We start from the raw sequence: 25,092 nt of genomic DNA on the forward strand, positions 1-25,092 counted from the left end.
CTGAGAGGACAGGAACATATACCTAATGGAATCCGCGCTGGGCGCGGTTTTTTTAATAGCCGACAATGGACAAGAACTTGTACCGTTAGCCGCGGAGTCAAGTCCGGGACGTTTACAAATTTCGAATGACAACAATCATATCTCATTAAACACCGCTTATTAGCGTCCCAAGTAGGTTCGTATCAATTGTACTGCACAACACGGAATCTGTCGGAAGACAATAATATCTAATGCTAATCGACATAGGGTAAGAATATGTTACATTTTACCCTAACAATAAAGTAGACGGGGAAACGTATAGCCACTCATCCAATCCTACCTTTTTTAAAATTAGATCATTTACCGTTGGATTGTATACATCAAGATCAGTAATTTGGTTACTGTTAATTTGTTTGAGAAATTGATTTTTATTTTTATCTGTAACATACATATAATACATGTTCTCAGTGCTAGTATCGGTACTATATTGAAATTGAAGGATATAAATCCTATTAATATCTTTTACAGATGGTATATTTATATAATTTCCAGTTTGTGCCCATTTTAATGCTGAATTTATTTTTGTTGGATCACTTTCAGCGATGATAAGTTCGGGTTGAACTCTATGAGAATCAGCACGATATAGTGAAATATTAATAAGACTTAAATCTGAGGTTTCCTTATTTTCAATTCCATTCAGACTAGCCTCAGTAGAACAAGAAGAAACAAACACTATTAATATCAAGTATAATATGATGTTTTTCGTTCTAATCATCTCCATTTCGATATTTTTGAATTAAATAGAGGAAGAATGTGGACTTTAATCAGCATTATTCGTTTTTTTATTTGTAATTATATGGTAATATTGATTATATCCTTAAAACCTCAACGAAATACTTGATGAAAATTTTTATAAGAGGAAGGTGAATAAAATTGAAATGGAAACAAATTACGGTCATAGCTGCTTGCAGCTTGGTATTTGGTGCTACTGGATTTGCAGCCGGAAGTGTGGAAAATATCCAAGCTTACTTAGATCACGGTATCAAGTTTACAATAAACAGTAAAACTTGGATACCTAAAGACAATAACGGTACTGCACTGGATCCGATTTTTTTCAATGACACTTCTTATCTGCCTGCAAAAGCAATTGTGGAGAAAATGGGTGGACAAGTTCAGTGGAATGAGGATACAAAAACCATTGCAATAACAACAGTTACTGAAACTAAGGCAACCGTTCCTATTGCTGGAGAAGTTCAAGAAAAAGATCAAAAAGTAATTGAGAAAATGAAGGAAATCAAAAAGAAACTAAAATTGGGATTAACAAAAGAAGAGGTACAAGCATTATTTAGTGAAAAATTTGAGATAGCACATAATAGCGATTCAGAAAATGGTAGTGACTCCTATTGGAAATATGAATATTTCAAAACGCCTGATTATAATCGTAAAGATTATTTTCCTGTTAATGATGATCAGGCTATTGATCACGACGGTCTGATTAATAAAAAACTTGGAGCTTTTTTATATATTGAATGGAAAAATAATGAATTGTATATGTATTCGATATCCTATGTTAATCCTAAAGATAATAAAGTTTACTTATATCTTGTGAAGAATGACGGAACGAGTTCAGATATACCAATTAATGATTAGATAAGTGATAGAAGAGTATCTTTCCGTAATCTGAATGATCTTATTCAAAATTAAGGATCAGTTTATCCAATATATAAGAAACAGACAGGCGCCATAGAAAGCAAATGGCAAATGTCTGTTTTTTGAGTTTGTATGGTCAACGCAACTTTAGAGCGATTATCCCGTCTGAAACGCTGGATTTGACGACTATTCCTAATTGCTACAACAAAAGAAGGTCAATATGTTACAATTATTGTACTTTCTGAATTGTAGAAGAATGGTTAGGAGAGGGTATTTTGTTCTTACGAAGTCTTGAGATGATGAGAAAAAATGAGGTTAACTATAACGAATATCCATTTTCTATTTTAGCTATAAAGAATCTGAACACGCTTGAATTCAAGTCGAATGTCACGTTTTTCGTTGGAGAAAATGGTTCGGGGAAATCAACGATCTTGGAGGCAATAGCCTATCAATGTGGCTTTAATACGGCAGGTGGTAGTAAGAATAATACCTATGAGGTAGACGCTTCCCAATCTGGATTGGGTGATCATATTCGTTTGTCATGGATGCCAAAGATTACAAATGGATTTTTTCTTAGGGCTGAAACCTTTTATCACTTTGCTTCACATCTGGATACAATGCCAGAGAGTTTGGGGAATTATGGGGGGCGATCCTTACATCAGCAATCGCATGGGGAGGCTTTTCTGTCCCTTTTTAACAATCGTTTCGGGAAAAAGGCAATCTATTTACTCGACGAGCCAGAGGCAGCTCTTTCACCAGCACGGCAATTGGCATTATTACGTATCATTAAGGATTTGGGGAATGACGCCCAGTTTATCATAGCGACACACTCTCCGATTCTTCTCGGTTACCCTGATGCACAGATATTAAACTTCGATGATCATCCTGTTGCAGAAATTCGATACGAAGATACGTTGCACTATATCATCACAAGACGTTTTCTCGAGAATAGGGAGAAAGTACTAGATGAGATATTCACGGATTTAGATCCTGAAGGTGAAGATGATTAACTAATACCATCAAATGACTGAGTCTCTATTTTTGGATTTACACATTTGCTTAAGAAAGTATAAGGACAGGCAGACAAGTCATGTAGTGTACTGAACAATGATGGTTCTGAATCACAATAGTTGAGATATGACAGGTTTCTTTGTTTATGTCAAATCTATAGACAGATGCCCAAAGATCGTCAATTTCCTAGCCGAGAGGTTGGGTGGTGGGGGCAAACAACGATATAGGAAAAGTAGGCTTTCTTTACCGTTACTTTTATGCGTCCCCTTCTTACGCATGAGTATTTGAATCGCTTCGAAATCTTCGTCAGACACTAATGCAGGATGAGCATTTAAGGTAACAAGTTTGATTATCTGCTTGTGCTTTTCTGCGAATTTTTATAGTTCTGACTCTGTAAGAGTTCCTGTCGTTTCCTCACGTCGATACACAAGATTACCTAGATATGGGATTGGATAAAATGCCCTTAATCGTACATTGGAAGGGTTTGAAGGCGTCTTTTTCGGTCTATCAATGCATCGCTAAAATAGGGACGTTTATATACGTATTGTTAATAACTGTAATTATAGCGGTTATTGTGTTACATTGGATCTACACCGTTCCCACTTAGTATGGGATACGCTGAAATTCGCTAGCGCCTTTAACCTCGAATTGGTCGCCATTGTATAGAATCTAACCATTGGTAAAACCGGTAATGTTAAGTATGTTATAGTATTTCAAACGGGCTATGGGTTGTTGAAAAATAGCAAGTGGAAATACCATCTTTGTCAGATGTAACAATATGTTTCGAACTTCCGAAGGATGGTTGTTTATGAGTGTGTTTTTAATATTTAATAGAATACGTCGTACTAATATTAGAGTAGGCAAAAAGAAAATAGCATATTCAGTTTTATTTTCATCCATTTTAGGAATTACATTGGGTTTCGTTGCTAAAATACTCGATTCACCCATAATGCCTAATGAAATTTCAATTTTAGGATACATCGGAAGGCAATTGGGGAATATGGATATTTATTTCCACTTTGATAGCTGTATATTCTTACACGCCTAAATTAGCGGCAACACGTGTTTTTATATTCCTTATTTCAATGTTACTTTCGTACTACATATATACAATGTTAGTACTTGAACCTTTTCCATTAAAATATATAATTTTTTGGTGCATCCTTGCATTACTATCAACGATCCCAGCCTATATAATTTGGTATTCTCATGCTAATCACTTAATTTCCAGTATTATTACAGCGTTTCCAATTTCAGCGATAGCATTTGAAGGATATAAAGTCTATCTTTCTACAGTAAACTATTATGAAAAATTCATGCAATACGAAAATGTTCTTATAAGTAAGGGGAACTATGTTTATATGCTTGGCACTGAAATATTATATGCTTTAATGATAATTATTATTTTATTTCTTGTTCCTAAAAGAAAAAGGCAATGTTTATATATTATTCCGATCTTTGTAGTTGTATTTTCTGCTTTAGTGGCAATAATACTCTAATTATAAGTATCTTGTGGAATACGCTTCAATTTTCTTCTTCATCTAACAGGTAACGGTAGTTCAGAATTGACCGTCTTCAATGTAAGGCGGTTTTTCTATGATTTAATTATCCCATTTTTGAAATTATCGTTTTTTTTGCGCAAAACATATGTAAACCCTCGCTGTTATTAGAGTTTCGACATGTCTATTTAATCGGAATGTATGCACAAACGGACATTAGTGCAATTTATCCTGAATTTCGATTGCCCTTAAAGGTGAGATGATGTAGTAATGGTAGAACGCTCTAGTTAAAAATATTCTACTGTAGTAGAATGTGAATACGTGGTTCTACTACAATAGAATAATAATGAATGAGGTGCTTTCATATGGTTATGAAGCTTTTCGACAGCGAGCTTAATATTATGGAAATCTTATGGAGAGATGGCGATACCGTCGCAAAGAGAATTGCAGAAATTACAAAGGAAAAAGTCGGTTGGAGCAAGACAACGACCTATACCATCATCAAAAGATGCATTGATAAAGGGGTGATTGAGCGGCAAGAGCCAAATTTCGTATGCCGTGCGCTTGTTACAAGAGAGCAGGCGCAAGAACACGAAACAACAGAACTTATAAACAAGATGTATAATGGTGCCCCCGACAGGTTGATTGCTTCACTTTTGGAACAGAGACGGCTGTCAACTGAGGAAATTAATCACTTAAAACAACTTATTGAGAGCTTGAAATGAAGTGGGGGATGTCGTTACTTGAATTAAGTTTTTCGACTTCAATCTTTATTCTTGCGGTTATGTTCTGTCGTTCCGTGCTCATTCACAAGTTGCCCAAAATAACTTTTATATTCCTTTGGGGTGTTGCGTTATTCCAACTGATAGTACCTGTTTCTGTTCATTCGCAGTTTAGCATTTTTACGGTGGTTAACTATTTAAGGAGGACATTTACAGTACAAGAGGTAACTCCCATAACGGAAAGTTCATCCTTTTTAGAAGGTGGTACGGTTGTCATGCCACTCATAACAGACAATTTGACTATACCAACCGTACCACTGCAGATAACTTCACAAATATCACTTATTATATTGGCTTGGCTTATTGGTTTTACGTTATGCGCTTTGTATTTCATCATCCCACATCTAAGGTGTCGCAATAATTACAAAATGTCGTTACCTATTAAAAGTGACTTTATCAGTAACTGGCAGAATTCAAACTCTTTATGGCGAAAGATAAAAATTCGGAAATTAGATAAAATTTTGACTCCGCTTACCTATGGTATTTTTCAGCCTATTGTACTCTTGCCGAAAAATTTAGATTATAATGATGAAAAACAACTTACGCTTATTCTTACCCACGAATTTACTCACATCAAGCGATTTGACACACTTAAAAAATGGTTGCTTACTGTTGGCGTGTGTGTCCATTGGTTCAACCCTTTCGTGTGGGTCATGTACATCTTTGCCAACCGTGACATCGAGCTATCCTGTGATGAAACGGTCATATGGACATTTGGAGAAAGCATGAAGCCTGCTTATGCCATGGCACTTGTACGTTTGGAAGAAAAGAAAAGTGGGTTGTCCCCAATGATTAGTAATTTTTCCAAAAATCCAACCGAAGAGAGGATTATATCGATTATGAAAACCAAGAAAGCCTCGATCACAACGATGCTGCTCGCTATTGTGATTATATCCGGTATCGTTACGATCTTTGCTACTTCTGCACTGGACAAAACGGAAGCGGCCCCGGGTTTCGTCAACCCAGTAGTCGAATCTATGGTAGAACGTACACCTGCTTTAAGCCAAGGCGAATCCAAGACTGCCTCAATGCCGCTTGATTTAACATTTACTAAATTGGATGTGCCGAAGTTGATCGACAACCTTATCGCTTCAAATTATAAGGCAGTATATATTGACGACGAGATGTATCTGTATGTAACGAATGATAACTCCATAATGATTAGCAAGGACAAGGGGATGGTTTGGGAAAAATATGAAATTAAAGGTGTCGACGCAACAGATTTTGCTAACTGGCTTTTGATAAATGATCCGAATCCGGGCTACTCAATAAAAGAAATGCAGAGTCGCTTGGCAAACGGGACAGAAGTACAACAGTTAGTGCTTGCAAACGGAAAGGAAATGTATTTTGTAATGGACAGGAACGGCGTACAGATTGAGCTTGTTCAGGCTGAAAGAATAGCTTCTGTCCTGATTGACGGTCAAAGAATGATGATTACTTCCGAGAGACATCCCATGCCTATATCAGCACAGATGTTGAAATCATTTTATGACTTGTTAGTTTCCAATGATATACTAACAGAAACTCAAGCAGAACAAGATTATTTGGAAAGAATAAAGTATCTTAAAGAAAATGATACGATCTTTACGGTAACGAAATAAAGGGAATTACTGATCTCTAAATTTAAGGCGCGGATACAGGCTTCTGGTTTGATCGATGGACTATTGCTTGTAAAGCGTTCGTAACTTGGATTAAGGTCGGCGGCGTATGACAGTGAAACATTCGTGATAATCAGCACGACCGCCTTCCTCACGTCAACGGAAAATCCCATGACGAAACCCATCACCAAGCATCATAAAGAAACCAAAACAAACGTTCGATTAACAACGAAAATCCATATAGAACAAGAATATTCGTATAATAATATAGAAAAGGAGCTGTCTTTTACTCCCCTCCTATAAACCCATCCAACATCCCCACAACTCAAGCCTTGAAATTATCCTGCCACTTCAATAATCGCTGCTCCAAGAAACGAACAAATGAATCCGAGAGTTTACCTGCAAGGGCGAAGATGATAATGCCGACAAAGACGGTATCTGTCTGCATGAAGGATCGGGCATCTTGGATCATGAAGCCGATCCCTCGGTCTGCACCTAATAGTTCAGCTGCGACTAAGCACATCCATGCGACGCTTAATGACAATCGGACACCTAATAGAATATTGGGCAGTGCGGAGGGTAACATCAGTTTCGTGATTTGTTGGAAACGATTATATTCCATGACTTTGGCCACTTCAAACAGTTTGTTATCGATATTTCTTATGCCGAGAAAGGCTTGCATGTACAATGGGAAGAATGAGCCTAGGGATATTAATAGGACTTTGGATAGCTCACCAAACCCGAACCACAGGATAAATAGGGGGGTGATCGCTAGTAAAGGAACGGTACGAGCCATTTGCAGAGTAGGGTTTAAATAGTGTTCAGATCGGCTGTTCATCCCTACCAGAATTCCGAATAGTAATCCGAGTAAACCTCCTAATAAGAAGCCTAGTAAAGCACGGATTAGACTGATCTCCATATGATCCCACAGTTTCCCTGAAGCAGCTAATTCAAAGCCTCGTGTAACGATCAAGAAGGGAGATGAGAATAATAGGGACGGCAACACGTCTATTCGGGTTAATATTTCCCAGACGATCAGCACCAAGATGGGTAGAAATAACGCACGGAATACAATGATTCCTCGGGTCGTCGTCAGCTTTCTTTTCTTAACCGATTTTTCTTTGTTTTGCGTAAGTACTACTGTGCTCATGAACATGTTCCTTTCTTTTATATAAATATATTTTGGATTTTATATACTGAAATCTTCCTTCTCATCGATCTTGTGATCGAGATGTTCTAGAATTACGGTTCTGTATTCTTGGAAAACCTTGCTGGCTCTTGTTCTAGGATACGGAAGATCGATCGGCACAATAGCTTTAATGCGACCTGGTTTCGCATCCATAACAACGACTCTAGATGATAAGAAGACAGACTCATCAATATCATGCGTGACAAGTACCATCGTTGTTTTATTACTTTCCCAAATGTCGTGTAAAGCTTCCTGCAAATGAGAACGTGTGAAAGCATCCAATGCACCAAAAGGTTCATCTAACAAGAGAATCTTTGGATTTCGAAGTAGTGCTCTAGCAATCGCTACGCGTTGGGACATCCCACCGGATAATTGGCGTGGATATGCTTTTTCAAATCCTTTTAAATTCACGAGAGCAATGAGATCGTCCACTCTTTGGCGAACATTCGGATCCTTCAAAGATAGGTTGCTCGCAATATTCTTCTCCGTCGTTAGCCAAGGAAATAAGCGATGTTCTTGAAAAATAAAACCTCTGTCCTTGGAGGGACCGTGAACTTCTTGAGACCCTACTTCAATGTGACCTTGAAAGTCTAAATCTAGACCTGCTATGAGCTTGAGTAATGTACTCTTACCACAGCCACTTGGACCGATGATGGTTACGAATTCCCCCGTCTTTCACCGAAAGATCTAATTGATCGAGGACATGAACACTCCCATTATCATTCTTAAAAGATTTGCTGACTTGTGCAATTTCTAATGTGGATACCATGGATCTTTCTCACCCTTCCAGAGATATATAATTAAAAAGAGATCCAGCAAAATGACAGAAACATCATTCTACTGAATCTCTAGTTGGCTAGTGGATTCACGTGATTTATGGAACTGGCTATAATTTAGCATGAATTTAAATCATTATCAATACCTAATACCAACTAAATTCATGGGAATAATAAATTTAATGGTTGACAGACTATTTCTGACCTTGTTTTGATACGTTCAATTCAACATCACACCCACACTACATCATGTTCAAGTAGTTTATTAAACCAAAGAAAAGAATCGACTGTTCGGTCAGAGATTCGGTAAAAGGGCTTCATACCCTTTTGCTGAATCTCTTTTTTTTCTTTCAAAATTAGCTATCTAGATGTGATATGTGAGATGAAGCAAAAAATAATATTCTGGAGGGAAAAACAATGACAAACCAACAACAAATTAAAGTAGTTCCTGTCGCGGGTCGTATCGGAGTAGAAATCCAAGGGGTTCAATTGAGTGGAGAGTTAAATCCCGCGGTGTTCAATGAGATCAAAGAGGCAATAAAGGAGCACAAAGTAGTTTTCTTCAAAGGACAGAATCACTTAGATGATGCGAGTCAAGAGGCGTTCTCGACATTACTAGGCGAGCTATACACTCATCCGACCGTACCCGTTAGAGATAATACAAGTTCGATCTTAGAGATTGCTTCACATTCTGGCGCAAGAGCCAATCAATGGCATACAGACGTTACATTTGTACCTGAAGTGCCGAAGTACTCCGTTCTAAGAGGTGTAACCATTCCTTCCGTGGGTGGTGATACGGTCTGGGCCAATACGAATACAGCTTATGAAGATCTACCTGAAGGTTTGAAAAAACTAGCGGATGAGCTATGGGGAATTCATTTCAATGAATTTGGTTATGCCAAATTGACAATTAACCAAGCAACAGATGAGGAAGCGGAGGAGAAATACCGGAATTCTTTCGCATCAACGGTGTTCAATACCAAACATCCTGTTGTTCATGTACATGCGGAGAGCGGCAAGAAGCATTTACTTCTAGGAAATTTTGCTCGGAAACTTGTGGGATATTCAAGTAGTGAATCTGAAAGCTTAATCAGCGTTTATCAATCTTACGTGACACGTCTAGAGAATACAGTACGTTGGCAATGGACTGAAGGCGATGTGGCGGTCTGGGATAACTTAGCTACACAACATTATGCGATTGCTGATTATGAAGAACGACGTATCGTGCGTCGTGTGACCGTAGGTAAGAACGTACCGAAGAATCAACATAATGAGTCAAGTGCACTTCTTTTGAAAAAATAATCCAAATAAAAATGAGGAGGAATCATGAAATGACAACACAACAACAGCAATTAAAAGTGGTACCTGTAGCAGGGCGTATTGGAGCCGAAATTCAAGGGGTTCAATTAAGCGGGGAGTTAGATCCAGAAGTGTTTAATGAAATTCAGCAAGCGATCCAGGAACACAAAGTTGTGTTCTTCAAAGGACAGAATCATTTAGATGACGCAAGCCAAGAGGAATTTTCCAAACGATTAGGTGAATTATATGCTCATCCAACAGTACCTGTAAAAGATAATACGAGTGCGATATTCGAGTTGGATTCTATTCATGGTGCTAAAGCTAACCATTGGCATACGGATGTAACGTTCGTACCGGAAGTGCCAAAATACTCTATTTTAAGAGGTGTAACGATTCCATCCGTAGGAGGAGATACGGTCTGGGCGAACACAAACACAGCTTATGAAGATCGGCCTGAAGAACTAAGAATTTTAGCAGATGATTTATGGGCAATTCACACGAATGAGTACGACTATGCTGCTTTTAGCCCAAGTAAGTTGGGTGATGACGAGAATATTCAGAAATACCGGGCAAGTTTTGAATCCACTGTGTTTAAGACGAGACATCCTGTAGTGCATGTCCATGCTGAAACTGGGAAAAAGCATCTACTGTTAGGTGGTTTTGTCAGTAAAATAGAAGGATTCAGTACAAGTGAATCTGAAAAAATACGTAGTATCTTTAACTCATACGTTGAGCGTCTAGAAAATACAGTTCGTTGGCAATGGACAGAAGGGGATGTCGTCATCTGGGATAACTTAGCTACACAACATTATGCGATTGCAGATTATGAAGAACGCCGTGTTGTACGTCGTGTGACGGTAGGGAAGAACATCCCTGTAAACCAACATAATGAAGCAAGTAAATTGGTAAGTAAACAGAAGTAAATAGTATTAATTAATACAACATATTATAACGGACTGCCGAATAATAATCGGCAGTTTTCATTTTTAATTATGGAGTGTGATCATGATGCAAGTCTCGAAACCAAATTCGAAGAGAAGTGTACATTCCTTCCTTTTATATGGATACATATGCTGTAACGAACGAACAATTTGCACGTTTCATTGAGGAGACAGGCTATGAGACAGATGCTGAGAAATTGGGCTGGTAAACGGCTACCTACGGAAGCTGAATGGGAATATGCTGCCTCTAGTGGCGTAATAGACAGGAAATACCCATGGGGAAATGAACTCCATGAAGATGGCGAACATCACTGTAACATATGGCAAGGGGAATTCCCACATACGAATAGTGGCGAGGATGGATTCGTAGGTACTGCTCCAGTAGACAGTTATGATGCCAACGCATTTGGACTGTATAATATGTTAGGGAATGTGTGGGAATGGAGTGAGGAATCTTTTTCGAATCAACCGTCTGATGCGACCAACATCTTGCTAGACCCTTCGATTAAGTTAATCAAAGGGGGCTCCTATCTGTGCCATCGTTCGTACTGTAACCGATATCGGATAGCAGCACGCACATTCAATACGATCGATAGCTCCACGGGACATATGGGATTTAGATGTGTGGCTGATGTTTTACGATAACGCGGATTTTTTAAATAAAACAATTCTTTATACATCTATTGAACAATAGCGAAGGTAATATATGTATTGTAAGTAGCTTGTTATCATTCGAACATTCTGGAAGGGGTGAGGTGTGTTGAAAAGTGAAAATAATCAACATTACATACTGGGGAGAGGGCTAATTGTTGAATAAGTTAGTCCCTCTCGAAAGTAGCGGGAGGAAATATGAAAAATGATGAACCTGAGAAATATGGTGACAGGCCTATCTTCGGACACCGTTGCCCAACGTTTGATTCAGTTGTGGGAACATGAGGAAGGATCATTACAATTTTGGCGGGCGAGTAGTAATTTTGTGTATATTTTTGAACATAACCATGATACATATTTCTTGCGGTTCTCGTATGAACAGGAGAACAACCTGGAGAATATCATAGCAGAGCTTGACTTCATGGAATTCTTACGAAGTCATGAGTTCCCCTGTGTATTTCCTATTGCATCCAAAGCGGATAAGATGATTGAGTCAGTAACAACTGCGGAAGGGTCGTATTATGCCGTTGTTTTTAGCGCAGCTAAAGGAATACCCTTGGATGATAACTTAACGGGAATACAAAGTGAAAATTGGGGAAGATCTCTAGCAACCCTTCATACTCTATCTAAATTATATAAACCGGCACATGTCAGAAGAAAGAGTTGGCAGGATATATTACAAGATATTGAGAATGTGTTGCGTAAACATCCACAAGAGCATGATGCAATGGAAGAACTGAAGAGATTGACACAATGGCTCCAATCGTTACCCACATCGGAAGAAAGCTTTGGATTAATTCACTATGATTTTCAATTGGACAACGTATTCTTTGATGAGAGTAAACAAGGGTTCGAAGTCATAGATTTCGATGATATGATGTACCACTGGTATGCCATGGATATTATCACAACGCTCGCTGATCTGTATGACAATCATGATTCACATTCGGCACAATGTATACAGGATTTCTTAAAAGGATATCGTTCAATCATGACGGTAGATGACGAAGAGTTAAGCCTTTTGCCTAAATTTAAAAGGTTCGCTAATCTGTATGGGTTCTCGAGATTGTTATGGTCCTTAGAGAATAGCGATACCGTAATTGAGGATGCTCCATCTTGGTATGAGGGTCTAAAGATTAAATTCAATAGCGTAATTGAGAACAGGAGACAGGGCTTTCGGGAGCCTTGGTAATTCCGAAGATACATGAAAATTGAACGGTATGTTTGTAAAAAATAATCATCTCGTCGAAAACTCAGCACCTCACATGCTGAGTTTTTTGCTTATGTCCATTAGTTTCGATAGTAGTATCTATCCCGATTGGAAACAGTATTAAAATGGATGATTATGTGTTATTATAAAAAATAGTATCAGGTACTAATACCAGATAACAACTAGGAGCGTGAGATAATGGAGCAATCGAAAGCACGTATCACTGCCATTGGTTCCTATGTACCCGTCAAAAGAATGACCAATTTCGATTTAGAAAAGTTAGTAGATACAAATGATGAATGGATTGTACAACGTACGGGCATTCGAGAGCGCCGCATCAGTGAACCAGATCAATATACAAGTGATTTGTGCGTATCTGCTACGCAAGACTTAATGCGAAGATACGATAAATCTCTGAAAGATGTAGATCTCATTCTTGTAGCGACTTCTACACCAGATTTTGTTTTTCCCAGCGTAGCAGCTTTGCTTCAAGACAAACTTGGAATTTCTCGTTCCGTTGGAGCTATTGATCTCAGTGCCGCTTGCGCAGGATTTGCATATGCACTTCACGTAGCTGACGGCATGGTGGCATCCGGATTACATCGTAAAGTTCTCGTGTTTGGTGCGGATGCCATGTCCAAAATTACCGATTATACGGATCGTTCAACCTGTATCTTATTCGGTGACGGTGCTGGCGTTGTACTTGTGGAAGCTGACCCAGAACATACAAGTTTTGTCGCGTACCATCATGAGACCGAAGGGATCGGTGGTGCTCATGTATATTTAAATGGTACAGCTGAGAAGTTGAATGGAGTGGATCTTAGTAATACTGGAGCACTTGTACAGAACGGGAAGGAAGTATTTCGTTGGGCTGTTAGAAATGTACCTGAGGGGATCAAAGCTCTTCTAGAGAAAAGCGCTCTAACCATAAATGATGTGGATTGGTTTATTCCTCACAGTGCCAATTTACGTATTATTGAACCGATCTGCGAGCGGACGGAGATTCCGCTTGAACGAACGATTTACAGTTTAGTGAATTTCGGTAATACATCAGCGGCTACCATTCCACTGGCTATAGATTTGGGTATTCGTGAAGGTAAGATCCAAGATGGGGAGCGTATCCTAATCTACGGATTTGGCGCAGGACTTACACAAGCAGGTTTATTGCTTAACTGGTATCTACACCCACAGGTTCATGAACCAGAGACCGATTTATAATTGAAATTAAAGGAGAGTGTTCATATATGCAAAAACGTGTTGCAGTTACCGGAATCAGTGTCATTTCGCCACTTGGATCACAGATTGACCCCTTTTGGGATCGACTTATTCGAGGGGAGTCGGGGATATCACGCATAGAAAGCTTTGATCCATCAGGTTTCACTACTCAGGTCGCTGGGATGGCAGCTGATTTTAATCCTGAATCATTTTTTGATAAAAGGGAATTACGGCATATGGATCGTTTCGTTCAATTTGCTGTCGCTGCAGGTAAAATGGCTGTAGATTATGCAAATTTAACGATAACCGAATCCAATGCACATCGTGTCGGCGTTAGTATTGGGACAGGGATAGGTGGCATTCAGACGACATTGGATAATCATCAAACAATGCTCGAAAAAAGTCCGAAACGCATCAGTCCATTTCTGATTCCAATGATGATTGCCAATATGGGCTCCGCTCAGTTATCTATTCATTTAGGAGCAAAAGGACCGAACAACACACCTGTTAATGCTTGTGCTTCGGGGAATAATGCGATCGGAGACTCTTTCCATCTGATTAGGAATGGGATGGCTGACGTGATGATTACTGGAGGAGCGGAAGCTCCGATTAATGAGCTAGCTTTCGGAGGATTCTGCAACATGAAGGCGATGTCTACGTTTAACGATCATCCACAACAAGCCAGTCGTCCATTTGAGATGAATCGGGATGGATTTGTCATGTCGGAGGGTGCAGGGGTATTGGTCCTGGAGGAATGGGAACATGCACAGCGTAGAGGTGCCACTATATTAGCTGAGGTGATTGGATACGGTCAGTCGGCAGATGCTTATCATATAACAGCTCCAGACCCCAACGGAATGGGAGCTGTTCGAGCCATGAATGCTGCATTACAGGATGCCGGAATATTACCAGAAGAAGTGGACTATATAAATGCCCATGCAACAGGAACACCACTCGGAGATAAGGCAGAGACACAGGCGATCAAGAAAGTATTTGGCAGTCATGCGTATAAGTTGAAGGTAAGTGCAACCAAAGCATCTACGGGTCATCTATTTGGTGCAGCCGGAGGATTGGAAGCTGTGATATCCGTCAAAGCCTTAATGGAGGGAGTTCTTCCACCAACCATTAATTATGAGACGCCCGATCCAGAATGCGACTTGGATTATGTACCGAATGAGGTAAGAGAGTGTAAGATTCAGACCGTGTTATCCAATGGATTCGGGTTCGGTGGGAACAATGCGGTTGTTGTATTTCGAAAAGTATAAGTGAGGACATATTGCAGTACGCTATTTTGCAGAATTTCAATATAAAAATCCCCTATAAGGTTTCTCAAGTCGTAAAGAGAGACCTTATAGGGGATTTGTTTGATGTTTGATATGTGGATAATAGACGTTATTTCTCTACATCTCTTTCAGGCAATTGTGTCACGTAGCTATCTGACAAGTGAAGGAGATCAAGAGCACGTTCAAATTCACTTTCAGTTGCTTTAAGCGATTTAACACCATCACCTGCTAATGTATAATGCTGTCCGTCCTCAAATCCGCTACCTGACAAGAATAGTTCTTCATTGTTTACAAATGAGCCAGTAGGTAAATAATAGCGTTGAGGTAGAAGGTTATAACTTGTTTGATTCAGGATATCTTGTCCGAAATGTATATGATCATCAAGGGATATGCCTAACAAATTCGAAACCGTTGGCAATATATCAACTTGACCGCCTAACTGTTCCATAACACTCGGTTTTGTAATGCCAGTAGATGAAATAATCAATGGAATATTGATCAATTCACGTTCAGAATATTCATGACCAAGGATTTCCTGTAATAACGTTGTATCTTCGTCTTTTAGAGAGAAGATAGGAAGACCACGATGATCTCCGTATACGACGATTACACTATTATCCCAAACTCCGTTTTCCTTGAGCTGATCAATGAAAAGACCAAGTGCATAATCAGCATAATTCTCAGCACGGATATAATCACCAAAAAAAGAACCTTCGAATCGCTCTGGGAGAGTCATTTTATATTTCTCTTCTGGAATCGAGAATGGATTATGTGATGACATAGAGATCACGTGTGAATAGAAAGGTTGGTTTTTCTGATCCATGATGGCTAGCTGGGCAGCCGTCTTCTCATATAGCGTTTCATCAGAAGATCCATAGAATACCGAATCCTCTTCACCGAAGAAGCTCTTGTCATAGTAACGATTAAATCCTAATGCACTGTAAAGCTCACCACGGTTCCAAAATTCAACATCATTTGTATGGAACGTAGCAGTGTCATAACCATGCTCTTGAAGTAGTTTCGGTAAACTTGGAAGCTCCCGATCTACGTATCGCTGTGTTGCAGGACCATCTGGTGGAACATAAAACGAAGTGTTCACGATAAATTCGGCATCAGAAGTGTTCCCTTGTCCAACTTGCTGGTAGAAACGTGGGAAATAGTAACTGCTTCCCGCGAGCTTATTCATGTTAGGTGTTATTTCTTGTCCATCAATGGATAGGTTTATTAAGAAGTTCTGAAAAGACTCCATTTGAATAATAATAAGATTTTTTCCTTTGGCAGCTCCAAATAAGACAGGTTTAACGGAGGCTGTAATTCCTTTGGTCTCATTAATTACATGTTGTGTAATGTTAGAAGAAACAATCGGTTCTTCTTCTTGGTGAGCCAGCAGAGAGTAGGCTTCATAATTAAGAAGACCCATTTGTTCAGCTTTTACCGTTTCGTTCATACTTGCACGGTTAGGGAAAATACTCCATGAACATAATACAATGGAAATACAGAATAACGAGACAAGCACTTTATGGTTCGCTTGATGTGACATAGCTTTCTTCCATACAAGTGCTTTTTGACGTCTGAACATGACATAACCAATAATAATAATATCCAAAAAGATAAGTATATATTGTGGATGAATAACTGAAAAAATGCTCTTCTTAACTGCTCCAACTTGTTTGACTTGTTCAAACACTTGGAAGGTAGCAATAATACCAAAATGACTATGATATATAATTAAAGAAAAGAACAAAATGGTAATCAGTAGATTAACCGTCATATAAACAGCGAGTTTTCGTTTCGTAGCAAACCATTCGATTAAACAAAATACGAGCAGAATAAAGGGGACTTCTTTAAGACATGTATTCCAAGAGGGGCCATCTTCAAATAGAAAATACCAGGCAAAATAAGTTTTTGCTAGCATGATTATAGTGAAAAAGAGTAATGACCTTATACTAAGCTTGCGTGGGACAGTAAACGACATTGCTTTCGCGCATCCTTTTCATTAAGATTATTTCATTCTATTACTAGAAGCAATGGAAATCAACTAGACTGTCATGTGAAATGATAGAATTCTGGAATTATGTAATGGGGATATAGAAAAGATTGGTAATGTTAGCGATATCTCAGATGGATTAATTAAATAGATGCGGGAATTATTAAACGAAAAGACATGGAATTATATCCCATAGGGGAGTTCCATATCCTTTGTGTATTGTTGGAAAGTTATTATTCATTATTTACATAACTGTTTCTCCACTGTCGTAGTTGAATTGCCATTCAATCCCAAATTGATCGATGACACTACCGTAACATTGGCTCCAGAATGTTTGTTGTAATTCCATCCCGACCTTGCCGCCTTCTTTTAACTTATCAAATAAAGATTTAACCTCATCGATGTCTTTACTGACAATAGAGAGACTAATGTTGTTTCCTACAATAAAAGGCATACCAGGGAATACATCTGAGAACATAACAGTGCTTCCATTAATAATTAATCTTGCATGCATAACTAAATCCTTGGCTTCTTCTGGTAGAGGGAATGCTGGATCTGGTGGTGTATCTCCAAAGGACATGATATGTGGTTGTTCTGCTCCAAATACTTCTGCGTAAAATGTAACGGCTTCACGACAATTCCCATTAAAATTAATGTACACATCAATGGCCATTTCCTTCACTCCTTGGTTGATTTTTGCTGTTAATACTTTCCTGTTTTTACATTTATGATTATATCATTTACTAGTAGAAAAACCAATATATCCATAGATTCTGAATACATAAATTAACTTTTAGTAGGCGTATTGTAGGATACAATACCGGGAGCCGTTCCCCGATGCATGACGGCAGGATCATATCCATACGCACCTTTTCCCAATTAGATGGCAGCCAATCAATCAATCAATCGGTGTCATCTAAAGTCCAGAATTGATACACTGGTCGGGATAAGGTGAACTGTGTCCAACTCGCAAGGCTTTACCATCCTGGGTTGTAGTTGTCAACACAAAATTCCAGTTCACCTTAAAGTAGGGGTGGGCGTGGGGAGACTGCTTTCGATCTAAAAGCTTGCGTAGCAAGGTACCCTTAGTTTAACGAATTTGTGGATCATTTGGCACGTCTCCTAAGTTGTCCACAACCTTCATGAAGAGTAATAAATCGATGAGATGAAAGAGGTCATTCTCGTCTGTGAGCTGCTCGGAACCGGAACGTTAGTGACGGTAGGTTTAAAGAATCTAACTTTTATTTTCAGCCAAACTAAAAATGAAGCATAGTTAGCGATAGGCAAAAGGTACACTCGGCATTTCTAGTTGCTTAGCAACCAAATATCTTCTATATCCATCGATCAACTCTAATGATTCTTTATTTACCCAAATGGGCTCATCTAGTTGTCCGTATTGTTTTACAAATCAATAACGATTTATGTTTTGAGAGTGTTTGGATCCGAATTTAAAAACACTTCAGGAATAATGATAGCTGTTAGAGGAAGCACATCGATCGTGTCTTTAGGAACCTCCATCAAAGCAGCAGTTGCCACTTGTTCAACAGCTACTTTAACCTCTTTAGAAGCCTTCGTTGCTGCATCGAGTTCCTTTGATTCCACAGGAACTTAAGAAGTAATGAAATATAAAATTGGGCTAATGCTACAGTAATTTGGAATCAGGTCCCAGCGGGTACTTATGCCATCGAAGTTCAATATCGGTACAGGTCCTATATCTGGAAATGGATATGTAGAGTAACTAAAAAAATAAAGAAGGAGCAGTTGTCGATGACAACTGCTCCTTCTTTATAAAATTTAAGATTCTTCTTTTCGTAAAAAGATTCCGTAATCAAGAATTATTTGCATTGTCTCTGGACCAATGTTCTTATGTTCTCGTGCAATTTGAGATTCATCGAAGATAGTTTGCTCGTTTGTTCGGACAAAATTACCATAGTGCGTAACAATTTCATCTATGTCTCTAAGATCTGAGAGAGGCACACCTCTAGTCTCTTCAGCAGTACTTAGTTCTGAACCCAAACTATCAGTAGAATTTGTTACCTTTTCTGTAACACTTGGTTTCGATCCTATGCTAACCGTTTTGGGATCTACATTCAGATCTGGATCTATTTCTGACTCTTCTGAGGCACTTAATTCTGGACCTAAGCGAATATCAGTACCATTAGGGCTCGCTAATGACTCTACTGGAGCACTTAATTTTGAACTCGAGGAAATACCATTATTACTAGGATCCGCTAATAAATTCGCAGTTAGGGTTACTCCTGAAATAAACATTATTGCAGAAGTTGCTAAAACTAGCTTTTTAAACATGTTTTTTCCACCTTTCTTTTCTATACCAATAATTATTTCCTATTTTCAATCCTCGCATTCTAAAAAGTTAAAAGATTCGAAAAAGTCATATTTAGAAAACATTATATAAAATATATAATATTTCTAATTTATATTATAGTATCATTGATGATATATGAGAACAATATTTCACGGTTTAGGAGAGTGGACAGATGAGGTTGTATTCCAATGCCTGAGATGAGTACATAAAAAAGTTATTTCTATGTCCCACCTTTCTATACGGATAATACAATAACCACCCCCCATACTATTAGGAACAAGTTTTTTTCCAAAAAGAATAGACATATGTACAAAAAATACTAGTTTTGTGAACATGTCTGACCATCTTCAGCACAAATCACCATAGTCATTTAAAGCAATTCTACGATAAATGAAGAACGTCCTCTGTTCAGGTATGAACTGTGACCCGTAAGATAGAAACTTTGAAAAAAGTGACCCTCTTGCGGGTCATTTGTGTTTTAATCGAACTAATGGATAAAAAAGCGGGGGAAAAGCTATGAACAAAACGCGAGGCACTTCAAAGATATTCAACGAAAATGAGATCAGACAGCTAGAGATGAATCCAAATGTGGAGAATGTGACGGAGAAGAGTATTACGTATTCGTCTACATTTAAGCTAGCTGCGCTTAAAGCCTACAAGGAAGGTCAAACCCCAATGGAAGTTTCTCTTGAAGCGGGATTTGACTTGGATGTTATCGGCCGTAATAAGCCCAAGCATTGTCTAAGTCGTTGGCGTAATTCATACAATACCCATGGAGAAGCCGGATTACTTGTGGAGCAACGAGGAAAAGGATCTACCGGCAGAAAAGTGGCAGGAGAACTTTCTACGGTGGAAAAGCTTAAACGTGCGGAAGCACGAATCAAGTCACTAGAGATGGAGAACGACTTTTTAAAAAAGCTGGAGGCGCTCGAAAAGCAGAAAATGCAGAGGAAACGTTAACGTCCTCCGAGCGCTTTCAAATCATCAACCATACCCTTCGTAAGCATGGCCTACAACGAATGACACGTTACCTGTGCAGGTTAGCCCGTGTGAGTTTAAGTGGATATTACCGCTGGCTTTCGGCTGAAGAATCCAGGCAACTACGTTAGGAGGCAGATGAGCGTGACGTTTGGCTTATTAAGAAACAATTTGACGCTTTAGATGGTAAGGCTGGGGCGTTGGTCGTTAAGATGTGGCTTGAACGAAATAATGGGATCATCATGAACCACAAAAAGATCCGAAGATTAATGCAGAAATATAGGCTTGTTGCCACGATTAGACAAGCGAATCCCTACCGTAAGATGGCGAAAGCCACACAAGAACATTTAACCTGTCCTAACCTATTGAAGCGTCAATTCGACCAAGGAGAGCCTGAGAAAGTCCTACTGACGGATATTACCTATTTACATTATGGAAATGGACAATGTGCTTATTTATCCGTGGTGAAAGACGGAGCTACGAGACAAATTCTAGCCCACCACCTCTCTTCATCATTGGCAATGCCAATTGTAAAACGAACACTGGAGAAACTACTCGAGCGACTGGACGGTAATATTCATCCAGAGGCGCTTTTGCACTCGGATCAAGGAATGCACTATACTCATCCTAAATTCCGACTTCTCGTACACAAAGCTGGGTTTATCCAGTCCATGTCACGGAAAGGAAACTGCTGGGATAATGCCTCCATGGAGAGTTTTTTTGGCCATATGAAGGATGATTTGGAGTACAAGTCATGTATGACCCTCATTGAGTTGCGAACAAGGGTTGGTGATTATATCGCCTACTATAACTCCGAACGATATCAATGGGCATTAAAAAAAATGACTCCCGATGAATTTAGGAGTCACCTATTAACTGCCTCTTAAAGGTCTTCTTTTTCAAACTTTCCACAAATACGGTCACAGTTCAGTATGCGAACAGAGGACGTTTTTTTGCGTCCGATCCGAAAGAGGAAGTCGGAGCTGGGGACGAAATTTGCCCGAAATCGGGTTTGCTTTGTAAGAAGCTCGCGTCGATAGGTACCCTGACCATTCATTGCAACTTTTAAGAGTATAAATTGAGAAAAACTAGAATATTTATAACCTTTTTATATATTTAGCGTTATTAATACTGATACCGTTAAATATTGTGAACTGAAGGATGTGAACTCTAGTAAATGTAACGGTAATTAATACTTAAAGTTGAATTCTCTTATAGTAACTTTGGAGGAGATTTGGATATTTAGTAAATGGAAAAATGCTGATTGGTATATTGTTGTAATTTTATTGTTATTTATGATGGTTAGTATAGTCCTAATTCGTAGTGGAATCTCAGCATGGCCTAAATTTGAAGGATCAGATAAACGAATGATATTTTATTATATTTTGGGATTTATATGTTTCTTTGGAGTATCTTTTATAAATTATCAAATCATTCTTAAGTACCATTGGTTTCTATTCACTGGAGGTATATTAATTCTTGTCTTAACCTTATTTATTGGAGATTCAATGAATGGGGCACAAGGATGGATTAAAATCCCGGTAATTGGCCTTAATATTCAGCCAGCTGAATTATTTAAACTTGTTCTTATCATCTCTCTTTCTGCATTACTAACTCAGAAAGATAATATGGAACTTTCCTTTTGGAAGAATATTATACCTCTCTCATTACTAACATTCATACCTTTTGGGATAGTTATAAAGCAAAACGATATGGGAAATGCCCTTTGTTATTTGATCATACTGCTAGGAGTTCTGTGGATAGGCAATATAAAATACACACATACCATCATTATATTGATTCTTATATCAGCCTGTCTCTTTATAGGAATTAAATCATACATTGCGTTTCACGATCAGATTTCATCATATCTAAGTAGTACGAATAAACAACACTATTTAAATCGATTAGATCCATGGCTTTTACCTGATCAAGCTAGCAAAGATGCAAATTATCATACCCAAAATGCTAAGATAGCAATTGCATCTGGGGGAATGTTCGGGGAAGGGTACATGAAGGGTACTTCCGTTCAATCTGGATTTGTGCCGTATACCTATTCAGATTCTATCATTATTGTAGCAGCAGAAGAATTTGGGTTTATCGGCGTATCGGTAATTCTGTTACTCTATTTTTTCCTCATTTATCGATTGATCATCATTGCATTAGAGTGCAAAAGACGTGAAGGATCAATAATAATAATTGGAATGATCTCTATGTTTCTTTATCAAATTTTTGAAAATATAGGTATGTTTATAGGTTTAATGCCCTTAACCGGAATTACATTACCCTTTATTAGTTTTGGAGGAAGCTCTTTACTAATTAATATGGTTAGTTTAGGTTTCGTGATTAACATTCAATTGCGAAATTATAAGGTAAGTTCTTAAGATCTTCCCTCTTATCATAAGGCATGAAAACACCAAATCCATCGGGACACAGTTCAAAACAGTCCTTAATGCCCCATCTTATTACCTTAAATTCCTCAACCACCGATATCACATAAATTACCTCATTGAACCTCATTTTGTGGTCTTATAATTGTCTTACATAGATATCCACTTATCGCAAGCTTCATAAGACATATGTCCAAAATTACTAGTTTTGTGAATATGTCTGGCTTCCGGATCTCCAAATTCAGCCGAATTGGACTGTGACAGCCGATTAGCGTTCCGTGGAACAATGAAAAAAACCGAGTTTTGGCCAACATGCCAAACACGGTTTTTCTTCGATTTACTTCATTTTTCGGGGTCATCCAATTTGATCTCTTCCTGGTTTCCATTTCCGTCTCTAATGACTTCCATTTTACGACCATCAGAGTATACTCGAATCACTTTATCGTCCTTACCTGGTAACGCTCCATTACGCTAACGGGCAGTTATCTTTAGCAGATAGAGGTATTCCTAACTCAATAACGAATTTTAGAGTAAAACTCAAGTTATTCCAATTTAAAGGTGATTACTAAATCAATGACCATTTCAGATTAGGACATATGTGTGATGAGTACCTTATCAGTGAGGGGGAATTAAATGAAGTTTCATTTTTTGGAAGTTTTACGTATCATTATATTATTATCAATCTTTGGTGGGTTGTTTGGTGCTTTGTTGGGCTATGCTTATTCAACGCTTGGTTTTAACTTAAAGAACATTGAGTATGGCTGGTTAACATGGATTGCAGTAATAAACTTATTTTTTGTTCTTTATAGCAATAAGTTACAGTATTCAGGATGGTATATTGGGAAGAGAATAAAGAAATTATCCAAGACGTCAACTCTTATACTGACTGGTGCTTCATTTTTGTTGATTTTAATTACCCCCTTATTAAGCTAACAGGTAACGATAGTTTAATTTTATGAGGGCAGCCAAACAGCAGCCCTTCGTTACGCTAACGGGCAGGTTAGTACGGAAACTCATCTTAAGCTATACTTGAAACAATAGCATTTTTAAGGACTATTTGGGGTGAATTAATTTGGAGTATGAAGACTTAACTAAACGATTATTAGCTGAAGTACCACAAATAAAGCCGTACTATGAAGAGGAAATTGAATGGCTTCAGGAAGATTTACCACACGTGATATTTGGTATTGTGGTTACTCCGTTCATAATAAAGACTCATTATGAGGGAATTGTTGGAAAAAGTATTTTTAATTTTCTTGAAGAAATGGCTTTAAGTAATGAAAGGGTTCAGGAAGTGTTAGTAGTATCTGTTCTTGAATCATTAATAATTGAAAGAGGACTAATTGAGAAATTGAAAGCTAATATGGGAGAAATAACGAAGAAACTTTGTGAAAAATCAGAGAATGCTTATGGATTCCTTGATTAAGCTAACGGGCAGGATTGCTCAATAACATCACGAACTTAAATTCAAGGTAATTGCTCTACACATGAAGCAGTTTTGAAAGACAACTCAAGTTAATGGTATGTGGCATAAACCGTTGTTGCTCATTCAAATCGCTAATTCCAATGAGTTATTTTAAATTCTTCGTTTTGGTAGGAGGACTAATAAATGCGAAAGTTTTTTATGTTTATGTTGCCCATAATAATTTTAACCTTATCAGGATGTATTCAATCAGCAGTCTATGATTATAGGGATGGTCAGCCAGAAATTCTCATTTTGCCCAACGAGTATCGTTTATATGGGGGCAACCCTGGGCTTAATTTTATCCAAAAAAAACCTGATGGTTCCCCACAAGTGGTTGAACCTAGTGTAGAAAAAGTCGGATGGAATGCTGTCTATGTGCTTTACAAAAGAGTCGATTATGATAGTAAAACGGAGTATGGACTTCTGGATACAGAAAAGGGAACCATTGAAAAACTTGATTCAAACATTGATATTCAGAAACAGTTGAACGAAAGGGGTCTTGGTCCAATAGAGATGTTTGATGTGAACGAACTTGTGGAAAAGAAACGCGAAGAATTGGAAGGGTAACCAGTTGAAATCGACAGCTGTAAGTTTGTTGTTACTCTATCTAGGACTTTCTATACTCGCTTAAGCACGAGAGTACGTTAATGAAATGTTGGCGTTTGTAAAAGTTAATGAGTAAGGAAATCACCTTTAAAGCTGAGTAGATAGCATTTTGGAAGATAATTGATTGAACTAACGGGACAGTATGACAAGTTCTGTATAAGCGCTTTACAGCGCGAAAAAACAGAGATTTCATGAAATGAAATCTAACTTTACAACCGAGGATGGGAATGACGGAACCATGTATCCTGAAACCATCC

The 25,092-nt window shown here is 38.3% G+C and carries 19 protein-coding genes and 3 pseudogenes; 15 read left to right on the plus strand and 7 right to left on the minus strand.

What is annotated here, in order from left to right; genetic code table 11:
* Positions 1-265: 265 nt before the first annotated feature.
* Positions 266-760 (minus strand): hypothetical protein, encoded by a 495-nt coding sequence (locus AC1D7X_RS24765; protein ID WP_495454667.1) that lies wholly within the window; start codon positions 758-760, stop codon positions 266-268.
* A 152-nt stretch (positions 761-912) separates the two neighbouring features.
* Here AC1D7X_RS24765 and AC1D7X_RS24770 point away from each other — a divergent pair, with 152 nt between their 5' ends.
* The 4 genes from AC1D7X_RS24770 to AC1D7X_RS24785 all read left to right on the plus strand — a co-directional run bounded on the left by AC1D7X_RS24770 (position 913) and on the right by AC1D7X_RS24785 (position 6,522).
* On the plus strand, positions 913-1,629 hold the full coding sequence (locus AC1D7X_RS24770) for a stalk domain-containing protein (RefSeq protein WP_495454668.1): 717 nt from the start codon (positions 913-915) through the stop codon (positions 1,627-1,629).
* A 275-nt stretch (positions 1,630-1,904) separates the two neighbouring features.
* Positions 1,905-2,639 carry an AAA family ATPase gene (locus AC1D7X_RS24775; protein WP_495476349.1) on the plus strand — a complete coding sequence of 245 codons (735 nt, stop codon included), beginning with the start codon at positions 1,905-1,907 and terminating at the stop codon, positions 2,637-2,639.
* Between the two features lie 1,865 nt (positions 2,640-4,504).
* Entirely contained in the window at positions 4,505-4,864 is a 360-nt protein-coding gene (locus tag AC1D7X_RS24780) for a BlaI/MecI/CopY family transcriptional regulator (protein ID WP_495454670.1), read from the plus strand.
* Complete coding sequence (locus tag AC1D7X_RS24785) at positions 4,861-6,522, plus strand: M56 family metallopeptidase (RefSeq protein WP_495476350.1); 1,662 nt, start codon at positions 4,861-4,863, stop codon at positions 6,520-6,522. The genes AC1D7X_RS24780 and AC1D7X_RS24785 overlap by 4 nt, the downstream gene beginning before the upstream one ends.
* A 322-nt stretch (positions 6,523-6,844) precedes the next feature.
* Here the strand turns inward: AC1D7X_RS24785 and AC1D7X_RS24790 are convergent, their stop codons facing one another.
* Positions 6,845-7,669 (minus strand): ABC transporter permease, encoded by an 825-nt coding sequence (locus AC1D7X_RS24790; RefSeq protein WP_495476351.1) that lies wholly within the window; start codon positions 7,667-7,669, stop codon positions 6,845-6,847.
* A gap of 39 nt (positions 7,670-7,708) precedes the next feature.
* Positions 7,709-8,477, minus strand: a pseudogene (locus AC1D7X_RS24795) (ABC transporter ATP-binding protein).
* Positions 8,478-8,901: 424 nt separating this feature from the next.
* On the opposite strand from AC1D7X_RS24795, the gene AC1D7X_RS24800 reads away from it, so the two are divergent.
* From AC1D7X_RS24800 to fabF, 6 genes and pseudogenes are all read left to right on the plus strand, one after another.
* A complete protein-coding gene (locus AC1D7X_RS24800) occupies positions 8,902-9,786 on the plus strand; it encodes a TauD/TfdA dioxygenase family protein (protein WP_495476352.1) in 885 nt (294 codons plus the stop codon).
* Between the two features lie 29 nt (positions 9,787-9,815).
* On the plus strand, positions 9,816-10,706 hold the full coding sequence (locus tag AC1D7X_RS24805) for a TauD/TfdA dioxygenase family protein (RefSeq protein ID WP_495476353.1): 891 nt from the start codon (positions 9,816-9,818) through the stop codon (positions 10,704-10,706).
* Positions 10,707-10,816: 110 nt separating this feature from the next.
* A pseudogene (locus AC1D7X_RS24810) lies at positions 10,817-11,369 on the plus strand (formylglycine-generating enzyme family protein); the annotation flags it as partial.
* Between the two features lie 211 nt (positions 11,370-11,580).
* Positions 11,581-12,567, plus strand: a complete 987-nt coding sequence (locus tag AC1D7X_RS24815) for a phosphotransferase enzyme family protein (RefSeq protein WP_495476354.1) — start codon at positions 11,581-11,583, stop codon at positions 12,565-12,567.
* Positions 12,568-12,783: 216 nt separating this feature from the next.
* Positions 12,784-13,803, plus strand: coding sequence for a ketoacyl-ACP synthase III (locus AC1D7X_RS24820; protein ID WP_495476355.1), 1,020 nt, complete (start codon positions 12,784-12,786; stop codon positions 13,801-13,803).
* 26 nt (positions 13,804-13,829) lie between these two features.
* Entirely contained in the window at positions 13,830-15,065 is a 1,236-nt protein-coding gene (gene fabF / locus AC1D7X_RS24825) for a beta-ketoacyl-ACP synthase II (protein WP_495454679.1), read from the plus strand.
* Positions 15,066-15,192: 127 nt separating this feature from the next.
* Here the strand turns inward: fabF and AC1D7X_RS24830 are convergent, their stop codons facing one another.
* The 4 genes from AC1D7X_RS24830 to AC1D7X_RS24845 all read right to left on the minus strand — a co-directional run bounded on the left by AC1D7X_RS24830 (position 15,193) and on the right by AC1D7X_RS24845 (position 19,377).
* Positions 15,193-17,058 (minus strand): LTA synthase family protein, encoded by a 1,866-nt coding sequence (locus tag AC1D7X_RS24830; protein ID WP_495454680.1) that lies wholly within the window; start codon positions 17,056-17,058, stop codon positions 15,193-15,195.
* 256 nt (positions 17,059-17,314) lie between these two features.
* On the minus strand, positions 17,315-17,743 hold the full coding sequence (locus tag AC1D7X_RS24835; RefSeq protein WP_495476356.1) for a VOC family protein: 429 nt from the start codon (positions 17,741-17,743) through the stop codon (positions 17,315-17,317).
* Positions 17,744-18,489: 746 nt separating this feature from the next.
* A complete protein-coding gene (locus AC1D7X_RS24840) occupies positions 18,490-18,672 on the minus strand; it encodes a hypothetical protein (protein WP_495454682.1) in 183 nt (60 codons plus the stop codon).
* Positions 18,673-18,864: 192 nt separating this feature from the next.
* The gene (locus AC1D7X_RS24845) at positions 18,865-19,377 is read right to left on the minus strand and encodes a hypothetical protein (RefSeq protein WP_495476357.1); all 513 of its coding nucleotides are present in this window, start codon (positions 19,375-19,377) and stop codon (positions 18,865-18,867) included.
* Between the two features lie 535 nt (positions 19,378-19,912).
* On the opposite strand from AC1D7X_RS24845, the pseudogene AC1D7X_RS24850 reads away from it, so the two are divergent.
* The 5 genes and pseudogenes from AC1D7X_RS24850 (at position 19,913) to AC1D7X_RS24870 (ending at position 24,796) form a co-directional block, all read left to right on the plus strand.
* Positions 19,913-21,261, plus strand: a pseudogene (locus AC1D7X_RS24850) (IS3 family transposase).
* 399 nt (positions 21,262-21,660) lie between these two features.
* Complete coding sequence (locus AC1D7X_RS24855) at positions 21,661-22,758, plus strand: FtsW/RodA/SpoVE family cell cycle protein (protein ID WP_495476359.1); 1,098 nt, start codon at positions 21,661-21,663, stop codon at positions 22,756-22,758.
* A 639-nt stretch (positions 22,759-23,397) separates the two neighbouring features.
* A complete protein-coding gene (locus tag AC1D7X_RS24860) occupies positions 23,398-23,697 on the plus strand; it encodes a hypothetical protein (RefSeq protein ID WP_495476358.1) in 300 nt (99 codons plus the stop codon).
* A 139-nt stretch (positions 23,698-23,836) separates the two neighbouring features.
* Positions 23,837-24,190, plus strand: coding sequence for a DUF7674 family protein (locus AC1D7X_RS24865; protein ID WP_495458792.1), 354 nt, complete (start codon positions 23,837-23,839; stop codon positions 24,188-24,190).
* A gap of 183 nt (positions 24,191-24,373) precedes the next feature.
* Complete coding sequence (locus AC1D7X_RS24870; RefSeq protein ID WP_495458791.1) at positions 24,374-24,796, plus strand: hypothetical protein; 423 nt, start codon at positions 24,374-24,376, stop codon at positions 24,794-24,796.
* Positions 24,797-25,092 lie beyond the last annotated feature (296 nt).

Source organism: Paenibacillus sp. Y568, assembly GCF_059445545.1.

What these genes read in the sequence shown, in the direction of transcription:
- fabF (WP_495454679.1), top strand. Translation starts at nt 13,830, where the DNA reads ATGCAAAAACGTGTTGCAGTTACCGGAATCAGTGTCATTTCGCCACTT.
- AC1D7X_RS24765 (WP_495454667.1), bottom strand. Translation starts at nt 760, where the DNA reads ATGGAGATGATTAGAACGAAAAACATCATATTATACTTGATATTAATA.
- AC1D7X_RS24820 (WP_495476355.1), top strand. Translation starts at nt 12,784, where the DNA reads ATGGAGCAATCGAAAGCACGTATCACTGCCATTGGTTCCTATGTACCC.
- AC1D7X_RS24800 (WP_495476352.1), top strand. Translation starts at nt 8,902, where the DNA reads ATGACAAACCAACAACAAATTAAAGTAGTTCCTGTCGCGGGTCGTATC.
- AC1D7X_RS24860 (WP_495476358.1), top strand. Translation starts at nt 23,398, where the DNA reads ATGAAGTTTCATTTTTTGGAAGTTTTACGTATCATTATATTATTATCA.
- AC1D7X_RS24785 (WP_495476350.1), top strand. Translation starts at nt 4,861, where the DNA reads ATGAAGTGGGGGATGTCGTTACTTGAATTAAGTTTTTCGACTTCAATC.
- AC1D7X_RS24780 (WP_495454670.1), top strand. Translation starts at nt 4,505, where the DNA reads ATGGTTATGAAGCTTTTCGACAGCGAGCTTAATATTATGGAAATCTTA.
- AC1D7X_RS24815 (WP_495476354.1), top strand. Translation starts at nt 11,581, where the DNA reads ATGATGAACCTGAGAAATATGGTGACAGGCCTATCTTCGGACACCGTT.
- AC1D7X_RS24845 (WP_495476357.1), bottom strand. Translation starts at nt 19,377, where the DNA reads ATGTTTAAAAAGCTAGTTTTAGCAACTTCTGCAATAATGTTTATTTCA.
- AC1D7X_RS24835 (WP_495476356.1), bottom strand. Translation starts at nt 17,743, where the DNA reads ATGGCCATTGATGTGTACATTAATTTTAATGGGAATTGTCGTGAAGCC.
- AC1D7X_RS24830 (WP_495454680.1), bottom strand. Translation starts at nt 17,058, where the DNA reads ATGTCGTTTACTGTCCCACGCAAGCTTAGTATAAGGTCATTACTCTTT.
- AC1D7X_RS24870 (WP_495458791.1), top strand. Translation starts at nt 24,374, where the DNA reads ATGCGAAAGTTTTTTATGTTTATGTTGCCCATAATAATTTTAACCTTA.
- AC1D7X_RS24805 (WP_495476353.1), top strand. Translation starts at nt 9,816, where the DNA reads ATGACAACACAACAACAGCAATTAAAAGTGGTACCTGTAGCAGGGCGT.
- AC1D7X_RS24790 (WP_495476351.1), bottom strand. Translation starts at nt 7,669, where the DNA reads ATGAGCACAGTAGTACTTACGCAAAACAAAGAAAAATCGGTTAAGAAA.